The following is a 24,019-nucleotide window of genomic DNA, read 5'->3' on the forward strand; positions in this document are numbered from 1 at the left end:
GGCGACGGGCTGCTACAACGCCGGCAAGCCCGCGCCCCCTTCTGCGCGCAGTGCGGGACCGGCGTTGCGACGCCGCGCGCCGAAGGTTCCGCGCCCATGTCCATGCCCCTGTCGTCCGATCGCCTGCACAAACATCTCGACCGCCTGCAGCAGAGCCTGCCGGCCGCGCTGGTGCGGCGCTTCGTCGAGATCGACGTGATGACCCAGGCGGCGTCGCTGTCGTTCTACGCGCTGCTGTCGCTGGCGCCGCTGCTGGTGCTGCTGCTGTGGCTCACCGCCTCGCTGTATCCGCAGGCGCAGGAGGCGCTGATCGCGCAGATCGGGCAACTGTCCGGGCACGGCGCGCGCGAGGTCGCGCAGACGGTGATCGACAACGCCAAGAACCAGCCCAGCGTGGGCTCGCTGGCCGGGCTGTGGAGCACCCTGCTGCTGTTCGTCGGCGCCACCGCGGTGTTCGCGCAGTTGCAGAACGCGCTGAACCTGATCTTCCGCACCGACAAGCAGCGTCTGGACGGCCTCATGGCCTGGCTGAAGAAGCGCGTGTTCTCCTTCGGCGTGGTATTCGCGCTGGGCTTCCTGCTGCTGATCTCGATGATCCTGACCACCGTGCTGCAGGTGGTGTTCGCGCGGATGCCGTCGGTACTGCCGGCGGTCGGCTACGTCTCGACCCTGGCGATCTACGTGCTGGCCTTCGCCGTGCTCTACCACTACCTGCCCGACCGCCGCGTGGAATGGCGCCAGGCCATCATCGGCGGCGCGATCACCGCCTGCCTGTTCGTGGCGGGGCGTTACGCGATCGGCCTGTACATCGCCACCGCCGCACCGGGCAGCGCCTACGGCTCGATGGGCGCACTGGTGATCCTGCTGGTGTGGATCTACTACGCCACCGTGGTGTTCTTTGTCGGCGCGCTGATCACCGCGGTGATCGACGAGCGGCTGCGCTCGCACAGCAAGCTCGTCGCGGCCGGGATCGACCCGCGCAGCGCTGCGCAGGCACCGCCGGCGCCCTGACCGCACGGCGCTGAACCACACGCAGGCCGCGCGGCCAGCGTGACGGCGCACGCGCGTGGCATCCTATGCGGATGGCCCGCATCCCCGACGCATTCATCGACGACCTGCTCGCACGCACCGACATCGTCGAGGTGATCGGCACGCGCGTGCCGCTGAAGCGCCAGGGCAAGGAGTACGCGGCGCGCTGCCCGTTCCACGACGAACGGTCGGCCTCGTTCACGGTGTCGCCAACCAAGCAGTTCTACCACTGCTTCGGCTGTGGCGCGCACGGCACCGCGATCAGCTTCCTGATGAATTACGACCGCCTCGAATTCCTCGACGCGGTCGACGAGCTGGCCAAGCGCGCCGGCATGGAGATCCCGCGCGACGCCCAGCAGCGCGGTGCCGCCCAGGCCGCCGGCGACGACCATCGCGACCTGTACTCCGCGCTGGAAGCGGCGGCCAAGTTCTTCCAGCGCCAGTTCGACGGCAGCGACAAGGCGCGCGCTTACCTGGACGGCCGCGGCGTGGACGCGGAGAACCGCGCGCGCTTCCAGATCGGCTACGCCCCGGACGGCTACAGCGCGCTCAAGGACGCGCTGGGCACCGACGAGCGCCGGCTCAAGCTGCTCGACCGCGCCGGGCTGTTCTCCAAGAACGACCGTGGCCACGTCTACGACAAGTTCCGCGACCGGGTGATGTTCCCGATCTTCGACCGCCGCGGCCGGGTCATCGCCTTCGGCGGCCGCGTGCTCGACAAGGACGACGGCCCCAAGTACCTGAACTCGCCGGAGACCGCGCTGTTCCACAAGGGCCGCGAACTGTACGGCCTGTGGCAGGTGCGCCAGGCCAACCAGAAGATCGAGCGGCTGATCGTGGTCGAGGGCTACATGGACGTGGTCTCGCTGTTCCAGTTCGGCGTCACCCAGGCGGTGGCGACGCTGGGCACCGCGACCACGCCGGACCATGCCGAACTGCTGTTCCGCAACGCGCCGGACGTGTTCTTCTGCTTCGACGGCGACGCCGCCGGCCGCCGCGCCGGCTGGAAGGCGCTGGAATCGGTGCTGCCGCGGATGAAGGACGGACGCCAGGCGTTCTTCCTGTTCCTGCCCGACGGCGAGGACCCGGACACCATCGTGCGCAAGGAAGGCGCCGCGGCCTTCGACGCGCGGCTGGTCCAGGCCACGCCGCTGTCGCAGTTCTTCTTCGACGAACTCTCGCGCGAGATCAACCTCGGCACGCTCGACGGCAAGGCGCGCCTGGCCGAACGCGCGCGGCCGATGCTGGCGCAGATTCCCGACGGCGCCTTCGGCGACCTGATGCGCCAGCGCCTGGCCGAACTCACCGGCATCGGCGCCGCGGCACCGGCGGCCGCCACGGCGGCGGCGAGCCGGCCACCACCGCGCACGCCGCGCCCGGCGCACAAGCGCAGCCTGGTGCGCGAGGCGATCGTGCGCCTGCTGCAGGCGCCCTCGCTGGCGCTGGACCTGCCGCCGCCCTACCCGTTCGCCGGCCTGCGCCTGCCCGGCATCGAGCTGATGATCGAACTGCTGCAGATCGTGCATGCGCGCCCGGAGATCACCACCGGCGCCCTGCTCGAACACTTCCACGAACGCGAGGAACTGGCCGCACTGCAGAAGCTGGCGGTGCAGGAGATCGCCGGCGAGACCGCCAGCTGGCGCCAGGAACTGCACGACGTGGTCGTGCAGCTGGAAAAGCAGACGCTGCAGCAGCGCCTGGACGAACTGCAGGCCAAGCAGCGCGCGCAAGGGTTGGACGAGACCGACAAGTACGAGCTGCGGGAACTGCTGAAGGCGCGTGCGGGGCTGCATTGACGCAATGCGCACGGACGTCCGAAATGGCGGCGATCCGTATGCCGGACCGCCACCTCTGACCCCACCCCGTCAGAACTATGCCGACGTTTCTGCGCGCGCCAACGCCGCTATCGCGTCCGCCTCCAGCGTCTCCCACTCCGCCCCCTTGGCTTCGATACGCGCGACCAGCGCATCCAGCAGCGCATCTGCATCCAGCGGCAGCGTCTGCGGCGTGGCACCGGGCGGAAATACCGGCTGCAGCCAGTTCGCGATCAGCGCCTCGTAAGCCTTGGTGTGCTGGAACGCCACCTGCTGCAGGAACGTCTTCAGGTCGGTCGGAGGACTACCGCTCGGCGTTCCGGCCAGCGGCTGATTGGCAATCTGCGTGTAGGCCACACCCGACGCCCATGCTTGCACGATGGCTGCATTCACCGCCAGATCGACATCCGAGATGGGCTTGTTGTCGTAGAGCGTCTTGATCTGCCGAAGCATGGCAATGACCCACGCGTGCGGCACCGCGTCCAGGGTATTCCACATATCGCGGTTCCATGCCTGGTAACCGTTGGCCGGCGTGGGCGGTAACAGCTGCGCGTAGAGACTGGCGAACGCAGCGTTACCCGGCGTAGCTCCTGCGGTGGGATAGCAGTACACCGCGTTGTATTCGAGCTTGCCCGCCTGCTTGAGCCAGGCCGCGGTGGTCGGCGACAACGCGCCACCGAGGCTGTGCCCGACGAAGATCACCGTGGCACCGTTGCTCGCGTTGCTCTGCAGGAAGCTGCACAAGGTCGTCTTTGGCGCCATGGCAGTGTCTGGACTCACCATAGTGAGCAGATGCCATACGCCCAGTGCCGTGCCCATCGAGATGACCGCGGCATCCTGCGGGATCGGCTTGGATGCCCTTGTCGGCGCAGCGCTTGCCAAAGGATCGTAGGTGGCGAAGTCGACCACCGAAGCGACATCGAAATCCTCGACCAACCAGTCGTAGGGAGACTTCGGTTGGTGGCGCAGATCGCCACCACATAGACGGCGGTCGAAAAGCCAGGCATGTCCGCGCACTTGGCGACGAACATTGCATTGTCAGAAAGATCGGAGTGTTGCCCCTGCCACACCTGCGGCCCCCAGACCAGCTCCCAGGTCCCGATCTTCTGCTGCGCTGGCGCCGACTTCAGGGTGTCCAGCAACATGCGCTGATAATCGGACTGCAGTGCTGGGGCGATTCCGGTCCGCGTCCCCACCCAATTGGCCAAGCTCGAAAGCGCAAACACGGTCTGGTACTGATCGTATTGCATGTGCGTGCTCCTGATCCCTGGAGAAGCGGGGGGGCGATGGCGCACGCGTGGCGCGCCATCGTGCCCGACGCGCTCCCCCACTCGGACGGGCAAAGGCAATCTAGCAAGCTGCCGGTACGCGCATTTGACCGAAACGGCCGTCGCCGCAACATGTCTGCGAGTTGTCTACGCCGTGCGTCCGGATTCGCGTGCGGGCGCCATGCTTTCTAAAATGCACGCCCCCCCCCCACCGCTCGACCTTCCCCGATGATCAAGTCCTGGCTTGCGCGCCTGCGCATCGAACCCTTCACCCTGGCGCTGCTGTGCACGGTGCTGCTGGCCTCGCTGCTGCCGGTGCAGGGGCGCGCGGCGTCGGTGATGGACGTGGTCACCGATCTGGCGATCGCCGCGCTGTTCTTCCTGCATGGCGCGCGGCTGTCGCGCGAGGCCATCGTCGCCGGCGCGCTGCACTGGCGGCTGCACCTGACCATCTTCGCCGCCACCTTCATCCTGTTCCCGCTGCTGGGCCTGCTGTTCAAGCCGCTGTCGCACTGGCTGCTGACCCCGGACCTGTACATCGGTGTGCTGTTCCTGTGCACGCTGCCGTCCACGGTGCAGTCGTCGATCGCCTTCACCTCGATGTCCGGCGGCAACGTGCCGGCGGCGGTGTGCAGCGCCTCGCTGTCGAGCCTGCTCGGGGTGTTCCTGACGCCGCTGCTGATGGGCGTGCTGACCGACGCGCAGAACGCCATGTCCAATCCGCTGGAGGCGATGGGCAAGATCATGCTGCAGCTGTTGGTGCCGTTCGTCGCCGGCCATCTGCTGCAGCGCTGGATCGGCGGCTGGGTCGAACGCCGCCGCGCAGTGCTGCGCTACACCGACCAGAGCACCATCCTGCTGGTGGTGTACACCGCGTTCAGCGCCGCGGTGGTCGAAGGCCTGTGGCGCAAGACGCCGCTGCCGGCGCTGCTCGGCGTCGCCGTGGTCGGCGCGGTGCTGCTGGCGCTGGCGATGGCGTTGATCACCTTCGGCGCACGGCGCCTGGGCTTTTCCCGCGAGGACGAGATTCCGATCGTGTTCTGCGGCTCGAAGAAGAGCCTGGCCACCGGCGTGCCGATGGCCAAGGTCCTGTTCGCCAGCGGCAGCCTCGGCGCGATCGTGTTGCCGGTGATGATCTACCACCAGATCCAGCTGATCGTCTGCGCGGTGATCGCGCAACGCTACGCGCGCGCGGCGAAGGCAGAAGCGACCGGCTAGCGGCGAACGGCAAGGGGCGGTCGCGGGCGCCGGCCGGCACGCCGCGCCGACGCGGGCCGCAAGTGCGTGTCATGCGCCGCGCAGCACCTGCACGGGCGGCATATGCAGATGCGCAGCCGGCATGAGCGATGACGGCAACGGCTGCGTACAGTAGACGGCCGGCACGGCCGGCGCCGTGTCTCCCTCCCCTCCCGGTGCCCCCATGAGCCGCATGTTCCGCCGTTCCGCGACGATCTCCGCCAGCCTGGCCGCGCTGCTGGCGCTGAGTGCCTGCCAGCAACCGCCCGCGCCGGCCGCGCCCAAGGCCGCCCCAGCGGCGCCTGCCGCCGACAGCGCCGGCATCGCCTGGCGCGAGGGCGACGTCGACGACGCCTTCGCCGAAGCGCGCGAACACGACAAGCCGGTGCTGCTGTACTGGGGCGCGGCCTGGTGCCCGCCCTGCAATCGGCTCAAGGCCACGCTGTTCAAGGACCCAGCGTTCATCGCCCGCACCCGCGCCTTCGTCGCGGTGCACCTGGACGGCGATTCGGAAGGCGCGCAGGCCTGGGGCGAGCGCTTCGGCGTCAAGGGCTATCCGACCATCATCGTGCTGCGCCCGGACCGCAGCGAGATCACCCGCCTGGCCGGGGACAGCGATACCGTGCGCCTGGCCGAGGCCCTGCGCGTGGCCGCGACCCGCACCACCACTTCGGCGCAGTTGCTGCAGCAAGCGCTGAAGGCGCCGGCCACGCTCAGCGCCGACGACTGGACCCTGCTCGGCGAATACGGCTGGGCGGTGGATGCGGCGCAATTGGTCAAGCCGGGTCAGGCCGCCGACGTGCTCACGCGGCTGGCCGCGGCCGCGCCGCAGCTGGCCTTGCAGCGCCGTTTCGCGTTGCTGGCGCTGGCCGCGCAGGATCCGGCCAAGGCTGCCAAGGTGGATGCCAAGCACCGCGCCGCCGACCGCGAATTGCTGCAGGCGGTGCTGGCCGACCCGGCCGAGGTGCGCGCAAACCGCAGCACGCTGACCTATGCGGCGCGCGAGCTGGTGCAGGCCGCGGCCAGCGATGCCGCCGAGCGCAGCACGCTGTCGGCCGCACTGACCCATGCGCTGGACCAGGTCTACGCCGACAGCAGCCTGCCGATCAGCGATCGCCTGGACACCGCTGCCGCGGACATCGCCCTGGCGCGGTTGGCGCAAGGCCAGCCGGCCGAGGCCGGCGACGGTCCGCATCCGCCGCTGCCGCCGGCGGTGGTCGCCAAGGTGCAGCAGCGCGTGCACTGGGCCGAGCAGGCCGCCAGGACCGACTACGAACGCCAGTCCACGATCAGCAGCGCCGCCGGCCTGCTGGACGCCGCCGGCGACAGCGCCGGTGCCGAACAACTGCTGCTGGCCGAGCTTCAGCGCAGCAAGACGCCGTATTACTACATGCCGGAACTGGCCGGCCTGGCCGAGGCGCGCGGCGACAAGCAGACGGCGCTGTTCTGGCTGAAAAAGGCCTACGAGAGCGCACAAGGCCCGGCCACCCGCGTGCAGTGGGGCGTGCTCTATGTCGATGGGCTGGTCCGGCTGCAGCCGGACAATGCGGCCGCGATCGAGGCGGCCGCCGGCCAGGTGATCGGGGAGTTGGCCAGTCAGCCCGACGGCTATCACCAGCGCACCCGGCAGCGCTTCGACACCCTGGCCAAGACCCTGCAGGCCTGGAGCAAGGGCCACGACGGCAGCGCGGTGCTCGCGCGGCTGAAGCACAAGATGCAGCAAAGCTGCGGCAGCCAGGAGGGCGACGGCTGCCAGCATTGGCTGGGGTGAGCGCGAGAGGCGCCTCACGCACCACGGCAGGGCAGCACGCCGGGGGCGACCGCCAGTGCCTGCACAGCTGTCCGCTCCCGAGCCGGCGGATCTGCCGCGTCGCAGGACGCGACAGCCCCCCTCACGCCCACGACGCGGCAGACGCGCCGTGGGCTGGGCCGCTCCCGATCAGGCCGCCACGCGCACCGGCGCCGCCTGGTTGGCCGCGCGCTGCTGCTCCTTGGCGGTATGCGCGTTCAGGCCGCTGGCCTGGTTTTCCAGCGCGCGCGCCGCTTCGGCCATCTTTTCGACCAGCGCCGCGTTCTGCTGCGTGGCGGTGTCCATCTGCACCACGATCTGGTTGACCTGGCCGATGCCGGCACTCTGCTCGCGGCTGGCGCCGGCGATGTCGGTCATGATGCGCTGCACCTCGCGCACCGAGCCGAGCAGTTCTTCCATGGTGGCACCGGCGCGTGCGACCAGCGCCGAACCGCGATCGACCTGCTCGCTGGAGCTGGCGATCAGGCCGCGCACTTCCTTGGCCGCATCGGCGCAGCGCTGCGCCAGGCTGCGCACTTCGGTGGCGACCACGGCGAAACCACGGCCCTGCTCGCCCGCACGCGCCGCTTCCACCGCCGCGTTCAGCGCCAGGATGTTGGTCTGGAAGGCGATGCCGTCGATCACGCTGATGATGTCGGCGATCTTGCGCGAGGCGCTCTCGATGCCGGCCATGGTCTGCACCACGTCGCGCACCACCTCGCCACCGCGCTGGGCGACGTCGCTGGCACCATCCACCAGGCGGTTGGCGTGACCGACGTGCTCGACGTTGCGCTGCACGGTGCCGGTGATCTCTTCCATCGAGCTGGCCGCCTCTTCCAGCGCCGCGGCCTGCTGCTCGGTACGCCGGGCCAGATCGTTGTTGTCCTCGACCATCTCCGCGGCCGCGGTCTGCAGCGTGTGCGCCGCCTCGCCGAGCTGACGCGTGGCATGGATGTCCAGCAACGCGCCGACCGCACGCAGCGGGGTGCCGTCGGCGGCGCGCTTGGTCAGGCCGCGCGCGTGGACCCAGCGGTACTCACCGCTCTTCAGCTTGATCCGATACTGAATGTCGAAGCCGGTACGCCCGGTGCGGTCGTTGATATGCGACGCGAAGGCATTGAGCGCGAATTCCGCGTCCTCCGGATGCAGGCGCGAGGACCAGCTGTCGAGCACGTTGGGGAACTCGGCCTCGGAAGCGAAGCCCAGCAACGCGCGGAACTGCGGCGACCACCAGAACTCGTTGGCCGGGTTGATCGGGTCGCCGGCGGTCACGCTCATGTCCCACAGGCCGTCGTTGAGCATCTGCTGGCCCAGCTCGAAGCGCGTCAGCACGATGTCCAGGAACGCCTCGCGCTCGCGCCGCTCGGTGATGTCGGTGAGCGCGCCGGCCACCCGCAGCGGTAAGCCCTGGGCGTCGCGCTGGGTGGTGCCTATCGCGCGGAACCAGCGGTACTGGCCGTTCTTCAGCTGCAGGCGGTAGTCCACGTCGTACGGGGTCTGGCCGCTGCGGTCGCCCAGGTGCGCGGCGAACGCGTCCAGCGTGGCCTGCTTGTCGTCCGGATGCAGGCGCGAGGCCCAACTGTCGAGCACGTTGGGGAAGTCGAGCTCGGAGGAGAAGCCCAGCATCGCGCGGAACTGCGAGGACCACCAGAATTCGTTGGCGGGGTTGATCGGATCGCCGGCGATCACCCGCATTTCCCACAGGCCGTCGGTGGTCGCCTTGGTGACCAGGTCGAAACGGACGCGCATGTCGTCCACATTGGCGAGGGCGCTGTCGGCCTGCGCACGGGCGCGGTCACGCTCGGCCTCGGCCTCGCGCAGGCGCTCGGTCAGTGCCTGCAGCTTCGCCGCGTCTTGCTTGCTCTTGCCCCACATGGATGTCTCCGCGGCTTTGCCGATCTTGGTCGTTCGCCCGGTAACGACCGCGACCGGCAACACTTGAGCGGAAAACTGAACGACCCGTTCAGGCGATCCAGTGATCGACCAGCAGGAACGCGAACAGCGCCATCAGGTACACGATGGAGTAGCCGAACATGCGCATCGAGAACATCTCGTCCGGCGGATCGAGCATGCGCCAGGCGTACCAGAGGAACACCGCGTCCAGCACCAGGGTGCCGCCGAGGTAGAACACCCCGCTCATGCCCACCGCCACCGGCAGCAGCGTCACCACCACCAGCAGCACCGTGTACACCAGGATCTGCCGGCGGGTATGCGCCACGCCATGGGTGACCGGCAGCATCGGGATCGAGGCCTTGGCGTAGTCGGCGCGGCGGAAGATCGCCAATGCCCAGAAGTGCGGCGGCGTCCACACGAAGATGATCAGCACCAACAGCGAGGCATAGGCCCAGTCCCACTGGCCCTGCATGCCGGTGATCGCGGCCCAGCCCAGCAGCGGCGGCGCCGCGCCGGCCAGGCCGCCGATGACGATGTTCTGCGGCGTGGTGCGCTTGAGGAACACCGTGTAGATCACCGCATAGCCGATCAGCGAGGCGAAGGTCAGCACCGCGGTGATCCCGTTGACCCACACCACCAGCACGGTCATCGACAGCGCCGTCAGCAGGGTAGCGAACAGCAGCACCTGCCACGGCAGCACCTTGCCCACCACCAGCGGACGCCAGGAGGTGCGCGCCATCTGCGCATCGATGCGTGCGTCCAGCAGCTGGTTGATCGCCGCCGCCGCCGAGGCCGCCAGCCAGATGCCGAAGAAGCCGAGCAGGCCGGTGCGCACCTGCGCCCAGGTCGGCAGCCCCGGGATCGCCAGGCACATGCCGACCAGGGCGGTGAACACGATCAGCGCCACCACCTTGGGCTTGGTCAGGTCCCAGTAGTCGCGCCAGTGGACGCGATGCGCGCTCATTGCGGCGCCCGCAAGCGCGCCAGCAACGACACCAGCACGAACAGCAGCGCCACCGCGCCGGCGTTGTGCAGCACCGCCACCGGCAAGGGCAGCGCCAGCTTGACGTTGAGGATGCCCAGGCACACCTGCGCGACCAGCAGCAGCGCCAGCGCCGCGGCCCAGCCGCGCATGCCCGGCGTGCGGCTCAGGCGCCAGCTCAGCCACAGCAGGTAGGCCGCCACCACCATCGCCATCATCCGGTGCGCCATCTGGATGGCGATGCGCGCCGCGCCGTCGAGCACGCCGCCTTCGTAGTCCACGCCGATGCCGCGCCACAGGGTGAAGCCCTCGCGGAAATCGTGCGGCGGCCACCACTGGCTGACGCAGCGCGGGAAGTTGTCGGCCGACCAGCTGCCGCCGCCGCAGGCCAACGCCGCGTAGTTGGCGCTGACCCAGCCGCCCAGGGCGATCTGCAGCACCAGCACCGCCACGCCCAGGCGCAGCAGCCACTTCAGGCGCGGCGCATCGGCCAGGGTGATCGGCAGATGGGTGGCGCGCCAGGCCATCCACACCAGCAGCGAGAACATCAGCAGGCCGCCCAGCAGATGCCCCATCACCACGATCGGCTTGAGCAGCAGGGTCACCGTCCACATGCCCAGCAGGGCCTGGAAGATCACCACCGACAGGGTCAGCACCGCGGCACGGGCCAGGTCGTCGTTGGACCAGCGCAGCGCCGCCAGCAGCAGGATCGCCTCGCCGCCGACTGCCACCAGCATCGCCAGCCCCGGCCAGCCGGACATGTACAGCGGGATCGACAGCGCCACCAGCGCCGCCGCCGTGACGATCTGGGCGATGCCGAGCCGGCGCCGCCGCGCCGCCAGCAGCGACAGCACCAACACTTCCACGCCCAGCGCACCGGCCAGGAAGCGGTGGATCTGCTCGCGCCACGCCTTGTGCGTCTCCAGCGGCCGGATCTTGCTGGCGGCGTGGGTATCGGCTTCGGCACTGGTCTGCGGCCAGGTGATGCGGCCGTAGCAGGTCGGCCAATCCGGGCAGCTCATGCCCGCATCGGACAGGCGCACGAACGAGCCGAACATGATGGTGCTGGCGGTGAACAGCGCCGCCAGCCAGGCCATGCGATGGAAATGCCGGAACAGCGCCGGGCGCGCGAACAAGGTCATAGGAAGCGGCTCACAGGAGTTTCAGCAGTTTCGCCAGGTCCGCGCGCAACCCGGCCGGGTCGAACCCGGGGGCATAGCGCAGCACCACGAAACCGTTCGGATCGATGACGTAGACCGGCACCCCGGCCGCATCGCGCACCCGCGGCAGCGCCGCCAGCAGCGCCGGATCCGCGCGCAGCGCCTGCACCTGCGGCAGGGCCTGGGCGGCGGCCGGCGGCGTGCCGATCCACAGGATCTGCACGTGGTCGGCGTCGTGGCCGAACAGCTGCCAGACCTTGTCCAGGTCGCGCGCCAGCGCCTCGCAGGCGCTGCCGCAGTCCGCCGGCGGCGCCAGCGCGATGCGCCACAGCCGCCGCTGCGGCTCCCAGGCGTAGACGCGGCCGTCGGCCAGCCGCGGCTGCAGCGCGCGCAGGTCGGCCGGCGGCTGCAGCAGTTCGCCGTGGTTGCGGCTGGCGGCCGGCTGCCAGCCGGAAAAGCGCAACGCGCCGGCGACCAGCATCGAGCCGAAGAACAGGACGAACAACACGATCAGCGGCCAGCGGCCGCGTGCGGCCGCCGGGCGCGGGGCCGGGGTGGGAGCATTCATGCCGGGGATTTTCTCATGCGCGCGCGCTCAGCGCCCGCCCCGTCCCCTGCGCGCGCGCCAGCTGAGCAGCGCCGCGGTGACCAGCACCGCCAGCGCCAGGCCGAACCATTGCACCGCGTAACCCAAGTGGCGCTCGGGCGGCAGCGTGTTCGGCAGCAGGTCCAGGTCGCGCGGATAACCCAGCGGCAAGGCCGGATCCAGGCGCAGCACCTGCGACAAAATGTCGCGGCGGCCGAGCGCCTCGCCGATCGCCGCCGGCTCGATGCGCATCGCCAGCCAGCGCTGCGGCGACGGCGCCGCGACCAGCGCCGGACCCAGGGTCAATCCATGCGACGGTGGCGGCCCGAGCAGGCCGACCAGCGTGTAGCGGCCCTGCAACGGCGCCGGTTCCGGCAGCGCGCGGTCGGCCGGCAGCGGCAACCAGCCCAGTTCCACCAGCAGCGGCGCGGCGACGCCGTCGGCCAGGAACGGCTGGTACACCTTGACCCCGCTGCGGCCCTGCCGCAGCTGATTGTCGAGCAGGATCTGCCCGGGCAGGAAGCGGCCAGCGCCATGCACCCAGCGCAACTCGCCTGGCGGCGTCGCACGCAACGCATCGGCCAGCGTCTGCGGACGATCGCGCACATGCGCCGCCTGCGCCAGCAAGGCCTGCTTCTCGTGCATGCGCTGCAACTGCCAGCGGCCGAGCATGCAAAAGCACAGCGCCACCGCCAGCGCGACGCTCCAACCCAGCCACAGCGGCATGCGCCGGCGCGCACCCACGCGCGAGGCAGCGGCGAGGGTCATAATGCGGACACACCATGCGCCGAGACGCCCATGAACGACTCACTGAAGACTTTGCTGATCGTCGCGTTCCTGCTGCTCATCCTGTGGAACCTGGGCGCCGGCCTGTACTACCTGTTGGTGGACCGCGGCCAGAGCAAGCGCACGGTGAACGCGTTGACCTGGCGCATCGGCCTATCGGTGTGCCTGATCCTGCTGGTGATCCTGGGCATCTACACGGGCACGATCAAGCCCCATGGGCTCGGGCGGTAGACGTTGCTTTCGGGATTCGGGATTCGGGATTCGGGATTCGGGATTCGATAGCAGCATGCCGTCCGCACGGGCACTTTGCACGCGAGCGATCCAGTCAAAGCGCCTACGAGATGAATTCGCCGTAGTAGCGGCTTCAGCCGCGACGCCTTACCGGTAACGCATCGCGGCTGAAGCCGCTCCTACAACACGCCGCAGCCAGTGACGCCGGCACGCGCGGAAACCAACCAATCCCCACTCCCGACTCCCCAATCCCCGCCCTCAAAGCACATAGACGAACAGGAACAGCGCCAGCCACACCACGTCGACGAAGTGCCAGTACCACGCCGCCGCTTCGAAGGCGAAGTGGTTGTCGCGGCTGAAGTGGCCGCGGCTGATCCGCAGCAGCATCACCAGCAGCATGATCGTGCCCAGCAGCACGTGCGCGCCGTGGAAGCCGGTGAGCATGAAGAAGGTCGAGCCGTAGATGCCCGAGCCCAGGGTCAGGTTGAGTTCCTTGTAGGCATGCATGTACTCCTCGGCCTGGAAGTACAGGAAGGTGCAGCCCAGCGCCACGGTCAGCGCCTGGAACACCATCAGCCGGGTGCGCTGACCGGCCTTGAGCGCGTGGTGGGCGATGGTCAGGGTGACGCCGGAGCTGAGCAGGATCAGCGTGTTGATCAGCGGCAGGCCCCAGGCCGGGATGGTCTGGAACTGGCCGCCGATGCCGCCCGGGCCGTTGGTCGGCCAGGCGGCGGAGTAGCCGTCCCACAGCAGCGCATTGGTCATCACCCCGTCGCCCTCGCCGCCCAGCCACGGCAGGATGAAAGTGCGGGTGTAGAACAGCGCGCCGAAGAAAGCGCCGAAGAACATCACCTCGGAGAAGATGAACCACACCATGCCCATGCGGAACGACACGTCGACCTGGCGGTTGTAGTGCCCGGCGATCGATTCGCGGATCACGTCGCCGAACCACATGAACAGCGTCGCCACCAGCATCGCGATGCCGGTGAAGAAGGTCCACTTGCCCCAGGACGCGTCGTTGAGCCAACTGGCCACGCCGATCATGGTCACGAACATCGCGATCGAGCCGATGAACGGCCAGCGGCTCTGGCTGGGCACGTAGTAGGCGTTGGCGGTGGCGTCGGTGCTGGGCTGGGCCATGGCAGGCATTCCGGTCGGGTCAGGGAGCCGCGCGCGCGGAACCGGCCAGTTTCGGCGATCCCAGTTCCGCGCTCAGCGCATCGTTCTTGTAGAAGGTGTAGGACAGGGTGATGGTGCTGATGTCGCTGGGCAGGTTGGGATCGACGATGAAGCGCACCGGCATGTCGCGCTTCTCGCCGGCCTGCAGGGTCTGCGCGGTGAAGCAGAAGCACTCGGTCTTGGTGAAGTAGCCGGACGCGCGTGCCGGCGCCACCGACGGCACCGCACTGCCGACGATGGCGTGCGCGCCATCGTTGTGCGCGTAGTACAGCGCCTCGTTGAGTTCGCCCGGCACCACCTGCATGGTCAGCTGCTCCGGATGGAACGACCAGGGCAGCTTGGAGTTCACCCCGCCATCGAACTGCACCGTGACCGTGCGCTTGCCCGCGAGTGGTTTGCCGGCCTGCGGCCCTTCGCCGGGGCCGCGTTCCAGGCGCACGCCGAATACCTTCTCGCAGGCGATGCGGTACAGCGGCACCAGCGAGAAGGTCAGCACGAACACCGCCAGCGCCACGCCGACCAGCTTGAACAGCCCGGCGCTGCTGTGCACCCGCGGCGCTGGCGCGTTCATCGGCCCAGCACCCCCGAGAGGACGAAGGCGACGTAGATCGCCAACGCCACCGCGCCGACCACCAGCGCGGTGCGCACCGCACGTTTGCGGCGCAGGACCAGGTCGTCGAGCGGCGGTTGCGCGGTCATCAGTGGCTGATGTCGTCGTGAGCCAGATCGCCGGGCTTGAGCACCGGCGGCAGGGTGAAGGTGTGCGCCGGTGCCGGCGACGGCACCGTCCACTCCAGGCCGCGCGCGCCTTCCCACGAGCGCGCTTCGGCACGCGCGCCATTGCGCAGCGACGCCAGCAGGATGCCGGCCATCAGGAACGGGGTGACGAACATGCCGAACGCGCCGATCGAGCTGACCAGGTTCCAGTCGGCGAACACCACGTTGTAGTCGGGGATGCGCCGCGGCATGCCGGCCAGGCCGAGGAAGTGCTGCGGGAAGAACAGCAGGTTGACGAACAGCATCGTCCACCAGAAGTGGAACTTGGCCCAGGTCTCGTTGTACATGCGCCCGGTCCACTTCGGCCACCAGTAGTACACCGCCGCGATCAGCGCGAACACCGCGCCGGTGACCAGCACGTAGTGGAAGTGCGCGACCACGAAATAGGTGTCGTGGTACTGGAAGTCGGCCGGCACGATCGCCAGCATCAGCCCGGAGAAACCGCCGATGGTGAACAGGATCACGAAGGCGATGGCCCACAGCATCGGCGACTCGAAGGTCATCGAGCCCTGCCACATGGTGCTGACCCAGTTGAACACCTTCACCCCGGTGGGGATGGAGATCAGCATGGTGGCGAACATGAAGTAGATCTCGCCGCCCAACGGCATGCCCACGGTGAACATGTGGTGCGCCCAGACGATGAAGCTCAGGAACGCGATCGCCGCGATCGCGTAGACCATCGCCTGGTAGCCGAACAGCGGCTTGCGGCTGAAGGTCGGGATGATTTCGCTGATCACGCCGAACGCCGGCAGGATCATGATGTAGACCTCGGGGTGCCCGAAGAACCAGAAGATGTGCTGGTACATCACCGGGTCGCCGCCGCCGGCGGCGTTGAAGAACGAGGTGCCGAAGAACTTGTCGGTGAGCAGCATGGTCACCGCGCCGGCCAGCACCGGCATCACCGCGATCAGCAGGAACGCGGTGATCAGCCAGGCCCAGCAGAAGATCGGCATCTTCAGCAGGTCGATGCCGGGCGCGCGCATGTTGAGCACGGTGGCGATGATGTTGATCGCGCCCATGATCGAGCTGATGCCGGCGACGTGGATGGCGAACACCGAGAAGGCGACGTTGTAGCCGCCCTGCAGCATCAGCGGCGGATACATGGTCCAGCCGCCGGCCGGCGCACCGCCGGGCAGGAACAGGGTCAGCAGCAGCAGAGTGAAGGCCACCGGCAGCAGCCAGAACGACCAGTTGTTCATGCGCGGCAGCGCCATGTCCGGCGCGCCGATCTGCAGCGGGATCATCCAGTTGGCCAGGCCGACGAAAGCCGGCATCACCCCGCCGAAGATCATCACCAGCGCGTGCACGGTGGTCATCTGGTTGAAGAACTCGGGCTTGACGAACTGCAGGCCCGGCTGCGCCAGTTCGGCGCGGATCACCACGCTCATCGCCGCACCGATGACGAACATGGTGAAGCTGAAGAGCAGGTACAGCGTGCCGATGTCCTTGTGGTTGGTGGAGAAGAACCAACGCTCGACGAAGCTCTGCTGATGCCCGTGCTCGTCGTGGTGATCGACTGCCGAATGGGCCATGGCGGCTACCTCAGAAAAGGAATGCTGGAGATCAGGCGGCTTGCACGATCAGGTGCGAGTCGGAACGAGGACGCGACAGCCGCGCCTGCGGCGGCGGTGCCGGCACCTGGGCGTCGGCGGGCGCGGCAGCGGGTTCGGCGGAGGCCGGCGCAGCAGCCGGGGCCGCCGCCGGCGTGGCCGGCGCGGGCGCAGCGGCGGGCGCCGGCTTGCGCGATGCCAGCCACTTCTGGAAGTCCTGCTTGCTCACCGCCTCGACCACGATCGGCATGAAGCCGTGGTCCTTGCCGCACAGTTCGGCGCACTGGCCGCGGTACACCCCGGGCGTGTCGATGCTGGTCCAGGCTTCGTTGATGATCCCGGGGATGGCGTCCTGCTTCCAGCCCAGCGCCGGCACCCACCAGGCGTGGATGACGTCGTCGGCGGTGATGACGAAGCGCACCTTGGTGTTCACCGGCAGCACCAGCCGGTTGTCCACGTCAAGCAGGTAGTGCGGGTCGTGCTCGGCCGTCGGCACCGCGCCGCTCTGCCGCAGGCGGTCGGAACTGCGCGCCAGGCGGCTGGTGAACGAGACGTTCTCGCCCAGGTATTCGTAGCGCCACATCCACTGGTAGCCGGTGACCTTCACCGTCATCTCGGCATCGCGGGTGTCGTACATCGCGATCAGCTTGGCGGTGGCCGGCCAGGCCATCACGATCAGGATCAGCACCGGGATCACCGTCCACACGATCTCGGCCTTGGTGTTGTGGCTGAACTGCGCCGGCACCGCGCCCTTGGACTTGCGGAACTTGAAGATCGCATAGGCCATCGCGCCGAACACCAGCACGCCGATGACCACGCACACCCACAACGCGACCATGTGCGCGTCGTAGGCGTTGCGCGCGCTCTGGGTGACGCCCCTGCCCATGTTGAGCTGCCACGGCTTGGGATCGGCCGATTGCGCCCACGCCAGCGGTGCGGCCATCGCCGCCGCCAACGCCATCCCGCCCCTGACCGCCTGTTGCACACACCCGCCGCGTTGCTTCATTGCCTAGACCCCTTGGAGCGTCATCGGTTGCGGCCGGTCACGGCCGCGAGCAAGCCTTCCAGGGTCTGCGCCAGTTGCCGGCGTTCGTCGGGGCCGAGGAATTCGCCGACCCGGACCTGCTTGCCGCTGGATGCCAGCACCACCCTGTCGTCGCCTTCGATCCGCAACCGCACCCAATGCGGGTGGGCGCGGAACGCCGGCGTTCCTGCATTCGGACGGGTCACTTCCACGCAGGCCGGACCCACCCGGATATCCTCTTCGCGCTCGCCGCCACGCCACGACCAATGCAGCGCGAGCGCCACCACGATGCTGTGCAACAGGGCGAACGCAGGCGCGAACACATTGCCGGCGAGCCACCCCAGCCCGGCCACGGCCCACATCGCCCCGGCCAGTGCGACGAACAACAGAACGAATTGCCGGGCATTCAACGCCCGCGGCGGTCGCAGCCGCAGCTGCGTACCCGACCCCTCCGGAGAAAACGGAAACATTTCGATCATGTCGAACCGCCGCTTCCGAACCGCTCGTGCCCGAGCCGCGAGCACGCCTGGATGGTAGCCCCCGGCCTGCGCGGCGGCAAGCGCGCGTTCACCACAAAAAATGCTGTAGCGCAACAAGATATGCGTTCAGCCTGGACGCGTCCGCCATCGCCGTGGCGATGCCGGCACCCCCCTGCGCGTGCAGGCGCTGACATAAAATAGCGGGCTCTGTCCCTGGCCTTTCCCGCATGAACGCTCTGCCTGGCGCCGGCTCTGTCCCGGCGATGCCGTCCGCGTCTCCTTCGCCCTTGCTGTCCCCCGAACTCCCGCCCGCGCCGCAGGCCCTGCGCGCGGCGATCACCGCCGCCTGGCTCAAGGACGAAGCCGAACACGTACGCGAACTGCTCGAGCAGGCGCGCCTGCCCGCGGCCGACCAGGCCAGGGTGCAGGCGCTGGCCGCCGACCTGGTCACCCGCGTGCGCGCCCGCGCCCAGGACCAGGGCGCGATCGAGGCCTTCATGCGCCAGTACGACCTCGGCAGCGAGGAAGGCGTGCTGCTGATGTGCGTGGCCGAAGCGCTGCTGCGCATCCCCGACCAGGACACCGCCGACAAGCTGATCCGCGACAAGCTCGGCGATGCGGACTGGAAGAAGCACATGGGCGAGAGCGACTCGATCCTGGTCAATGCGTCGACCTGGGGCCTGATGCTCACCGGCAAGCTGGTGCAGATCAACGACCTCACCCGCGCCGACGTGTCCGGCGCGTTCAAGCGCCTGATCGGCCGCGTCGGCGAGCCGGTGATTCGTCTGGCGGTGCGCCAGGCGATGAAGATCATGGGCCATCAGTTCGTGATGGGCCGGACCATCGGCGAGGCGCTGACCCGCTCGAAGAAGGGCGACAACGCCCACTACCGCTACTCGTTCGACATGCTCGGCGAAGGCGCGCTGACCATGAAGGACGCGCAGCGCTACCTCGACGCCTACCGCCAGGCGATCCACGCCATCGGCAAGCATTTCGCCGCGCAGCGCCAGCAGGGCGGCGGCAAGGACGCGGTGTTCGCCGCACCCAGCATCTCGATCAAGCTCTCGGCGCTGTATCCGCGCTACGAGCACGCCAAGCGTGCGCGGGTGATGGCCGAACTGGTGCCCGGCGTGCTGGAACTGGCGCAACTGGCCAAGTCCTATGGCATCGGCTACACGGTCGACGCCGAAGAAGCCGACCGCCTGGAACTGTCGCTGGACATCATCGAGGCCACCTTCTCCGATCCCTCGCTGGACGGTTGGGAGGGCTACGGCCTGGCGGTGCAGGCATACCAGAAGCGCACCCCGTACACGATCGATTTCCTCGCCGACCTGGCGCGCCGCGTCGGCCGCCGCATCCCGGTGCGCCTGGTCAAGGGCGCCTACTGGGACGCGGAGATCAAGCGCGCGCAGGTCGAGGGCCACCCGGGCTATCCGGTGTTCACCCGCAAGCAGAACACCGACGTGTCCTACCTGGCCTGCGCCAAGCGCCTGTTCGCGCATAGCGATGCGCTGTATCCGATGTTCGCCACCCACAACGCGCAGACCATCGCCGCGGTGCGCGCCATCGCCGGCGGCCGCGACTACGAGCACCAGAAGCTGCACGGCATGGGCGACGACCTCTACGCCGAGGTGATCCCCGCCGACCGCCTCGGTGTGCCCTGCCGCGTGTACGCGCCGGTGGGCTCGCACGAGGACCTGCTGCCGTACCTGGTGCGGCGCCTGCTGGAGAACGGCGCCAACTCCAGCTTCGTCAACCGCATCACCGACGAAGACGTGGCCATCGAAGACCTGATCCGCGACCCGGTCGAGGCCGTGTCCGCATTCGCCTCCATCCCGCATCCGAAGATTCCGCTGCCGGTCGATCTGCTGCGCAGCCAGAACCACAACAGGAAGAACTCCATGGGCGCCAATCTCGCCAACGACAACGATCTGCGCGCGCTGGCCGACCAGCTCAACACCGCGCTCAAGCCCTGGCAGGCCGCGCCGCTGGTGCCCGGCGCGGTGATCGCCGGCGACGCCCTGGCGGTCGCCAACCCGGCCGACCATCGCCAGATCGTCGGCCACTGGAAGCCGGCCGATGCCTCCACCGTGGAGAAGGCGCTGAGCAACGCCGCGGCCGCCTACCCGGCCTGGAACCGCACCCCGGCCGCCAGCCGCGCCACCATTCTCGAACATGCCGCCGACCTGCTGGAAGCGCGCATGCCCGAGTTCATGGCGCTGTGCGTCAAGGAAGCCGGCAAGACCCTGCCCGACGGCGTCGCCGAAGTGCGCGAGGCGGTGGATTTCCTGCGCTACTACGCCGGCCAGGCGCGCGCGCAGTTCGGTGCGCCCGAGCGCCTGCCCGGGCCGACCGGCGAATCCAACGAACTGCAGCTGCACGGCCGCGGCGTGTTCGTGTGCATCAGCCCGTGGAATTTCCCGCTGGCCATCTTCCTCGGCCAGGTCGCCGCGGCGCTGGCCGCCGGCAACAGCGTCATCGCCAAGCCGGCCGAGCAGACCAACCTGGTCGGCCATGCCGCGGTGAAGCTGCTGCACGAAGCCGGCGTGCCGGAGGCGGTGGTGCAGTTCCTGCCCGGCGACGGCGCCACCGTCGGCGCCGCGCTGACCCGCGATCCGCGCGTGGCCGGCGTCGCCTTCACCGGCTCCACCGAGACCGCGCGCGCGATCAACCGTGCGCTGGCCGCGCGCGATGCCGCCATCGGCGTGCTGATCGCCGAGACCGGCGGCCAGAACGCCTTCATCGCCGACTCCTCGTCGCTGCCGGAAGCGGTGGTCAAGGACGCGATCTCCAGCGCCTTCATCTCCGCCGGCCAGCGCTGCTCGGCCGCGCGCGTGCTGTTCGTGCAGGACGACATCGCCGACAAGGTGATGACCATGCTGGCCGGCGCCATGGCCGAGCTGAAGGTCGGCGACCCCGGCCTGCTGTCCACCGACGTCGGCCCGGTGATCGATGCCGATGCGCTGCAGATCCTCACCGACCACGCCGCGCGCATGGACCGCGAAGCGCGCGCGATCGCCGTGGCCGCCACCGACGACGCCACCGCGCACGGTAGCTTCTTCGCCCCGCGCGCCTACGAGCTGCAGTCGCTGGCGCAGTTGCAGCGCGAGATCTTCGGCCCGGTGCTGCACGTGATCCGCTGGAAGGCCGACCAGCTCGACGCGGTGATCGACCAGATCAACGCCACCGGCTACGGCCTGACCCTGGGCGTGCATTCGCGCATCGACGAGACCATCGAGCGCATCGCCTCGCGCGTGGCGGTGGGCAACGTCTACGTCAACCGCAACCAGATCGGCGCGGTGGTCGGCGTGCAGCCGTTCGGCGGCCAGGGCCTGTCCGGCACCGGCCCCAAGGCCGGCGGCCCGCACTACCTGCTGCGCTTCGCCACCGAGAAGGTGGTGACGGTCAACACCACCGCCGCCGGCGGCAACGCCTCGCTGCTGACCCTGGGCGACTGACCGGCCCGCTTCGGCGCAGCGTTCCGCCCGGAACCTGCGCCGAGCGCAGCCTGCCGCAGCGCGCGCCATGCCGCCGCGGACAGGCATAAAAAAAGCCCCGCCGAAGCGGGGCTTTTTCGTGGAACTGCGAAGCGCCTGCGATCAGAACTTGTAGTTGACCGAGGCCGCCAGCACGTTGCCGCTCACGTCGTAGTCGCCGACCAGGCGGTTGCCGGTGGCGCTGGTGGTGGCGATGCTCGGGTCGTTGGTGAACAGGTGGGTGTAGCCGAAGCTGTACTCGGCCTGCTCGGACGGCTTCCAGGTCAGACCCAGCGAGACCCACTTGCGGCTCGCGTCCGGCACGCGCACGTCGCGGTGCTGGTCGGTGGTCGGGGTCTGGTCGTAGGCCAGGCCGCCACGCAGGGTCAGCGTGTCGCTCATGCGGTAGTCGGCGCCCAGCGACACGAAGGTGGTGTCGCGGTACGAGAAGTCCAGCACGCTGTCGGGCTGGTTGGAGGCGAAGTCGACGGTGACCTTGTCGAACTTGCTCCAGGCGGTGCGGGTGACGTCGGCCATCACCGTCCACTGCTCGTTGATGTCATGGGTGAAGCTGGCGGTGGCGCTGGCCGGCAGCTTGACGGTGGCGCGGCCCTTGGTGTCGACGAAGGTGCCCGGCGCGGCGAAGGCCAGCACGGTGGCGGCATTGCCCGGCACGGTGAAGTCGGCGTCGCCGTCGGTGATCTTGTGCTCGACCTGCGAGCGGTAGCTGAAGCCGATGTGGGTGTGCTCGTCGACGCTGAACAGGCCGCCCAGGGTGAAGCCGACCGCGGTGTTGTCGCCCTTGATGCGCGAGAAACCGTCGGCGCTGCCCGGCGCGAAGCCCGGCACGCGGCGCGAGGCCAGGACGGTGCCGAAGTCGATGGCGTTGGTCAGTTCGATGTCCAGGCGCTCGGCGAACACGGACGCGCCGAAGGACACGTACGGGTTGACGTCGTAGGAGAAGGCGAAGTTCAGGTCGATCGCCTGCAGTTCGGTCTTCACGCCGTTGTAGCGGCCGACCCAGTCGCGGTCGTATTCGGTCTTGAAGCCGAACGGCACGGTCAGCGAGGTGCCGAAGTGCATGTTGTTGTTTTCGCCGAACGGCATGTGGAAGTACGCGGCCGGAACCGGCGCGATCATGCCGGCGTCGCCGCCACGGCCACCGGAGATCGGCTGGCCATTGGCGTAGGTGCCGCCGTTGCCCTGGTACTTGGCCGAGAACTGGATGGCGCTGACGTCGGCCTGGAACACCTTGCCGTCGAGCTGGCGCATGCCGGCCGGGTTCACGGCGATGATCGAGGCATCGCCGGGGGCGCTACCGGAGCCGGCGAAGGCGCGGCCCAGACCCTTGGCGCTGTTCTCCTTGAGCTGGAACGCGGCGCCGTGCGCCTGGCCCATGGCCAGCGCGCCGACGATGCCGACGGCCAGAGCGGTGAAACGGACGAACTGGGTTGCGTTTTGCATGGCTAGCTTTCTCCGGAAGACGAGTGTCTGTGTTCGCGCCTGCGCCTTCCCGGGCCGGAATGGTCCAGGAATGCGCGCCGGAGTCCCCTCCCGACATACGACGCCGTATGCGAGTATACCCCGCACCGTTAACTAAACAATAACGACATGATGCGTTCAGCTTCGTGTGGAGTCGGCGTGCGTTCAGCCGGATGAAGTCGTTATCGTGGCGTCCCTGGCGGTCTCCGGCTCCCCCGTTCCCTCGCATGTTCGTTTCCATCCCCTCCCGCGAACGCACCACGCTGCGCTGGGCCACACCGTTGTTGTTCGCGGCGATGTGGCTGGCCTTCCTGTGGTCGATCAGCCGCCCCGACGAGGCGCGCGCGACCCTGTGGCTGGACTGGGGCGCGCTCTCGGCCGGGGTGGGCAGCCCGCGCGACTGGCTGGCCACGGTGCAGGACGGCAGCGTGCTGCGCCTGTTCACCGCCCTGTTCCTGCACGCCGACTGGTCGCACCTGCTCGGCAACCTGGTGTTCCTGCTGATCTTCGGCCTGCCCGCCGAACGCGTGCTGGGGCCGTGGCGGTTCCTGCTGCTGTTCCTGGGCGGCGGGGCGATTTCCAACCTGGCCGCGGTGTTCGCGGTCGGCACCCCGGACCGGGTGATCATCGGCGCCAGCGGCGCGGTCTCGGCGCTGATCGGCACCTACCTGGCGCTGTTCCCGCGGGCCAAGCTCGGCGTGGTGCTGCCGCTGGGGCTGTTCCTGGAATTCGTGCGCGCCCCGGCCTCGCTGCTGATCGGCACCTGGGCGGCGCTGCAGGTGGTGTTCGCCTACATCGGCCCGGCCTTCGGCATGGTGGCGTGGTCGGCGCACCTGGCCGGCTTCGCCTTCGGCATGGTCTACGGGCTGTACGTGCGCGCGGCGATCGCGCGGCGGCTGCGCAAGCGCAAGGGCTTCTGAGCCGCCTGCGGCAACGGCGCCCGTATACTGCGCGCATGTTCAAGCATCTGTACAAAGTGACCTTCCTCAACCACGGCAAGGTCTACGAGCTGTATTGCCAGCACGTCGGCAGCAGCCATCTGTGGGGCTTCACCGAGATCGGCACGCTGGTGTTCGACGTGCACGACGGGCTGGTGATCGATCCCACCGAGGAACGCCTGCGCGAGGAGTTCGGCGACACCAAGACGCTGCATCTGCCGATGCAGAGCATCGTGCGCATCGAGGAAGTGGAGAAGAAGGGCCAATCGACGATCCGCGACGCGGCCACCGGCGAGAAGGTGGTCACGCCGTTCCCGATGCCCGGCAAGCCACGCTGAGC

Annotated in this window: 21 protein-coding genes; 8 read left to right on the forward strand and 13 right to left on the reverse strand. The window is 68.9% G+C overall.

Translation table 11 applies throughout. The features are described 5' to 3' along the window. The first annotated feature begins 96 nt into the window (after nucleotides 1–96). Complete coding sequence (locus SLW52_RS06235; RefSeq protein WP_320739763.1) at nucleotides 97–1,011, forward strand: YihY/virulence factor BrkB family protein; 915 nt, start codon at nucleotides 97–99, stop codon at nucleotides 1,009–1,011. 71 nt (nucleotides 1,012–1,082) lie between these two features. Beyond that, complete coding sequence (gene dnaG / locus SLW52_RS06240) at nucleotides 1,083–2,825, forward strand: DNA primase (RefSeq protein WP_295972821.1); 1,743 nt, start codon at nucleotides 1,083–1,085, stop codon at nucleotides 2,823–2,825. A gap of 75 nt (nucleotides 2,826–2,900) precedes the next feature. Here dnaG and SLW52_RS06245 read toward each other — a convergent pair whose 3' ends face one another. Continuing rightward, nucleotides 2,901–3,860: a hypothetical protein gene (locus SLW52_RS06245; RefSeq protein ID WP_295914182.1), complete on the reverse strand. Its 960-nt coding sequence runs from the start codon at nucleotides 3,858–3,860 to the stop codon at nucleotides 2,901–2,903. Between the two features lie 479 nt (nucleotides 3,861–4,339). On the opposite strand from SLW52_RS06245, the gene SLW52_RS06250 reads away from it, so the two are divergent. Then, nucleotides 4,340–5,329: a bile acid:sodium symporter family protein gene (locus SLW52_RS06250; RefSeq protein WP_043094370.1), complete on the forward strand. Its 990-nt coding sequence runs from the start codon at nucleotides 4,340–4,342 to the stop codon at nucleotides 5,327–5,329. 202 nt (nucleotides 5,330–5,531) lie between these two features. Further along, nucleotides 5,532–7,118 (forward strand): thioredoxin family protein, encoded by a 1,587-nt coding sequence (locus SLW52_RS06255; RefSeq protein WP_320739764.1) that lies wholly within the window; start codon nucleotides 5,532–5,534, stop codon nucleotides 7,116–7,118. Between the two features lie 168 nt (nucleotides 7,119–7,286). On the opposite strand, the gene SLW52_RS06260 is transcribed toward SLW52_RS06255, so the two are convergent. The 5 genes from SLW52_RS06260 to SLW52_RS06280 all read right to left on the reverse strand — a co-directional run bounded on the left by SLW52_RS06260 (nucleotide 7,287) and on the right by SLW52_RS06280 (nucleotide 12,525). After that, nucleotides 7,287–9,011 (reverse strand): methyl-accepting chemotaxis protein, encoded by a 1,725-nt coding sequence (locus SLW52_RS06260; RefSeq protein ID WP_320739765.1) that lies wholly within the window; start codon nucleotides 9,009–9,011, stop codon nucleotides 7,287–7,289. Between the two features lie 88 nt (nucleotides 9,012–9,099). Continuing rightward, nucleotides 9,100–9,993: a heme o synthase gene (gene cyoE, locus SLW52_RS06265; protein ID WP_017914706.1), complete on the reverse strand. Its 894-nt coding sequence runs from the start codon at nucleotides 9,991–9,993 to the stop codon at nucleotides 9,100–9,102. Then, nucleotides 9,990–11,153: a COX15/CtaA family protein gene (locus tag SLW52_RS06270; protein WP_017914359.1), complete on the reverse strand. Its 1,164-nt coding sequence runs from the start codon at nucleotides 11,151–11,153 to the stop codon at nucleotides 9,990–9,992. The genes cyoE and SLW52_RS06270 overlap by 4 nt, the downstream gene beginning before the upstream one ends. 10 nt (nucleotides 11,154–11,163) lie before the next feature. Continuing rightward, the gene (locus SLW52_RS06275; protein ID WP_148829646.1) at nucleotides 11,164–11,739 is read right to left on the reverse strand and encodes a hypothetical protein; all 576 of its coding nucleotides are present in this window, start codon (nucleotides 11,737–11,739) and stop codon (nucleotides 11,164–11,166) included. A gap of 27 nt (nucleotides 11,740–11,766) precedes the next feature. Continuing rightward, nucleotides 11,767–12,525, reverse strand: coding sequence for an SURF1 family protein (locus tag SLW52_RS06280; RefSeq protein ID WP_320739766.1), 759 nt, complete (start codon nucleotides 12,523–12,525; stop codon nucleotides 11,767–11,769). Nucleotides 12,526–12,555: 30 nt separating this feature from the next. On the opposite strand from SLW52_RS06280, the gene SLW52_RS06285 reads away from it, so the two are divergent. Next, nucleotides 12,556–12,774 carry a twin transmembrane helix small protein gene (locus SLW52_RS06285; protein WP_160968816.1) on the forward strand — a complete coding sequence of 73 codons (219 nt, stop codon included), beginning with the start codon at nucleotides 12,556–12,558 and terminating at the stop codon, nucleotides 12,772–12,774. 258 nt (nucleotides 12,775–13,032) lie between these two features. Here SLW52_RS06285 and SLW52_RS06290 read toward each other — a convergent pair whose 3' ends face one another. The 6 genes from SLW52_RS06290 to SLW52_RS06315 are packed head-to-tail and all read right to left on the reverse strand — an operon-like array spanning nucleotide 13,033 to nucleotide 17,783. Then, the gene (locus SLW52_RS06290) at nucleotides 13,033–13,914 is read right to left on the reverse strand and encodes a cytochrome c oxidase subunit 3 (RefSeq protein ID WP_010341611.1); all 882 of its coding nucleotides are present in this window, start codon (nucleotides 13,912–13,914) and stop codon (nucleotides 13,033–13,035) included. Between the two features lie 19 nt (nucleotides 13,915–13,933). Beyond that, nucleotides 13,934–14,524, reverse strand: a complete 591-nt coding sequence (locus SLW52_RS06295) for a cytochrome c oxidase assembly protein (RefSeq protein ID WP_017914171.1) — start codon at nucleotides 14,522–14,524, stop codon at nucleotides 13,934–13,936. Further along, nucleotides 14,521–14,652, reverse strand: a complete 132-nt coding sequence (locus SLW52_RS06300; protein ID WP_017914172.1) for a hypothetical protein — start codon at nucleotides 14,650–14,652, stop codon at nucleotides 14,521–14,523. The genes SLW52_RS06295 and SLW52_RS06300 overlap by 4 nt, the downstream gene beginning before the upstream one ends. Further along, on the reverse strand, nucleotides 14,652–16,262 hold the full coding sequence (ctaD, locus tag SLW52_RS06305; RefSeq protein ID WP_017914173.1) for a cytochrome c oxidase subunit I: 1,611 nt from the start codon (nucleotides 16,260–16,262) through the stop codon (nucleotides 14,652–14,654). Before ctaD ends, SLW52_RS06300 begins: the two co-directional genes overlap by 1 nt. Nucleotides 16,263–16,293: 31 nt before the next feature. Further along, nucleotides 16,294–17,286, reverse strand: coding sequence for a cytochrome c oxidase subunit II (coxB, locus tag SLW52_RS06310; RefSeq protein ID WP_295961454.1), 993 nt, complete (start codon nucleotides 17,284–17,286; stop codon nucleotides 16,294–16,296). A gap of 20 nt (nucleotides 17,287–17,306) precedes the next feature. Further along, nucleotides 17,307–17,783, reverse strand: coding sequence for a DUF2244 domain-containing protein (locus tag SLW52_RS06315; protein WP_019796200.1), 477 nt, complete (start codon nucleotides 17,781–17,783; stop codon nucleotides 17,307–17,309). A 263-nt stretch (nucleotides 17,784–18,046) separates the two neighbouring features. On the opposite strand from SLW52_RS06315, the gene putA reads away from it, so the two are divergent. Then, nucleotides 18,047–21,241 carry a bifunctional proline dehydrogenase/L-glutamate gamma-semialdehyde dehydrogenase PutA gene (putA, locus tag SLW52_RS06320; RefSeq protein ID WP_320740069.1) on the forward strand — a complete coding sequence of 1,065 codons (3,195 nt, stop codon included), beginning with the start codon at nucleotides 18,047–18,049 and terminating at the stop codon, nucleotides 21,239–21,241. 141 nt (nucleotides 21,242–21,382) lie between these two features. Here the strand turns inward: putA and SLW52_RS06325 are convergent, their stop codons facing one another. After that, on the reverse strand, nucleotides 21,383–22,723 hold the full coding sequence (locus SLW52_RS06325; RefSeq protein WP_267102313.1) for an outer membrane protein transport protein: 1,341 nt from the start codon (nucleotides 22,721–22,723) through the stop codon (nucleotides 21,383–21,385). Between the two features lie 245 nt (nucleotides 22,724–22,968). On the opposite strand from SLW52_RS06325, the gene SLW52_RS06330 reads away from it, so the two are divergent. Then, nucleotides 22,969–23,661, forward strand: coding sequence for a rhomboid family intramembrane serine protease (locus SLW52_RS06330; protein ID WP_017908049.1), 693 nt, complete (start codon nucleotides 22,969–22,971; stop codon nucleotides 23,659–23,661). 35 nt (nucleotides 23,662–23,696) lie between these two features. Beyond that, on the forward strand, nucleotides 23,697–24,017 hold the full coding sequence (locus SLW52_RS06335) for a DUF1820 family protein (protein WP_017908048.1): 321 nt from the start codon (nucleotides 23,697–23,699) through the stop codon (nucleotides 24,015–24,017). Nucleotides 24,018–24,019 lie beyond the last annotated feature (2 nt).

The organism is Xanthomonas sp. LF02-5, from assembly GCF_034105325.1.
GTDB lineage: Bacteria > Pseudomonadota > Gammaproteobacteria > Xanthomonadales > Xanthomonadaceae > Xanthomonas_A > Xanthomonas_A sontii.

Bases quoted from the DNA above. Each gene is read 5' to 3' on its own strand.
- SLW52_RS06315 (WP_019796200.1), bottom strand. From the start codon at position 17,783: ATGATCGAAATGTTTCCGTTTTCTCCGGAGGGGTCGGGTACGCAGCTG.
- SLW52_RS06270 (WP_017914359.1), bottom strand. From the start codon at position 11,153: ATGACCTTGTTCGCGCGCCCGGCGCTGTTCCGGCATTTCCATCGCATG.
- SLW52_RS06290 (WP_010341611.1), bottom strand. From the start codon at position 13,914: ATGGCCCAGCCCAGCACCGACGCCACCGCCAACGCCTACTACGTGCCC.
- SLW52_RS06300 (WP_017914172.1), bottom strand. From the start codon at position 14,652: ATGACCGCGCAACCGCCGCTCGACGACCTGGTCCTGCGCCGCAAACGT.
- SLW52_RS06275 (WP_148829646.1), bottom strand. From the start codon at position 11,739: ATGAATGCTCCCACCCCGGCCCCGCGCCCGGCGGCCGCACGCGGCCGC.
- cyoE (WP_017914706.1), bottom strand. From the start codon at position 9,993: ATGAGCGCGCATCGCGTCCACTGGCGCGACTACTGGGACCTGACCAAG.
- SLW52_RS06255 (WP_320739764.1), top strand. From the start codon at position 5,532: ATGAGCCGCATGTTCCGCCGTTCCGCGACGATCTCCGCCAGCCTGGCC.
- SLW52_RS06235 (WP_320739763.1), top strand. From the start codon at position 97: ATGTCCATGCCCCTGTCGTCCGATCGCCTGCACAAACATCTCGACCGC.
- SLW52_RS06335 (WP_017908048.1), top strand. From the start codon at position 23,697: ATGTTCAAGCATCTGTACAAAGTGACCTTCCTCAACCACGGCAAGGTC.
- putA (WP_320740069.1), top strand. From the start codon at position 18,047: ATGCCGTCCGCGTCTCCTTCGCCCTTGCTGTCCCCCGAACTCCCGCCC.
- SLW52_RS06280 (WP_320739766.1), bottom strand. From the start codon at position 12,525: ATGACCCTCGCCGCTGCCTCGCGCGTGGGTGCGCGCCGGCGCATGCCG.
- SLW52_RS06325 (WP_267102313.1), bottom strand. From the start codon at position 22,723: ATGCAAAACGCAACCCAGTTCGTCCGTTTCACCGCTCTGGCCGTCGGC.
- dnaG (WP_295972821.1), top strand. From the start codon at position 1,083: ATGGCCCGCATCCCCGACGCATTCATCGACGACCTGCTCGCACGCACC.
- SLW52_RS06260 (WP_320739765.1), bottom strand. From the start codon at position 9,011: ATGTGGGGCAAGAGCAAGCAAGACGCGGCGAAGCTGCAGGCACTGACC.
- SLW52_RS06250 (WP_043094370.1), top strand. From the start codon at position 4,340: ATGATCAAGTCCTGGCTTGCGCGCCTGCGCATCGAACCCTTCACCCTG.
- SLW52_RS06330 (WP_017908049.1), top strand. From the start codon at position 22,969: ATGTTCGTTTCCATCCCCTCCCGCGAACGCACCACGCTGCGCTGGGCC.
- SLW52_RS06285 (WP_160968816.1), top strand. From the start codon at position 12,556: ATGAACGACTCACTGAAGACTTTGCTGATCGTCGCGTTCCTGCTGCTC.
- SLW52_RS06295 (WP_017914171.1), bottom strand. From the start codon at position 14,524: ATGAACGCGCCAGCGCCGCGGGTGCACAGCAGCGCCGGGCTGTTCAAG.
- ctaD (WP_017914173.1), bottom strand. From the start codon at position 16,262: ATGGCCCATTCGGCAGTCGATCACCACGACGAGCACGGGCATCAGCAG.
- coxB (WP_295961454.1), bottom strand. From the start codon at position 17,286: ATGAAGCAACGCGGCGGGTGTGTGCAACAGGCGGTCAGGGGCGGGATG.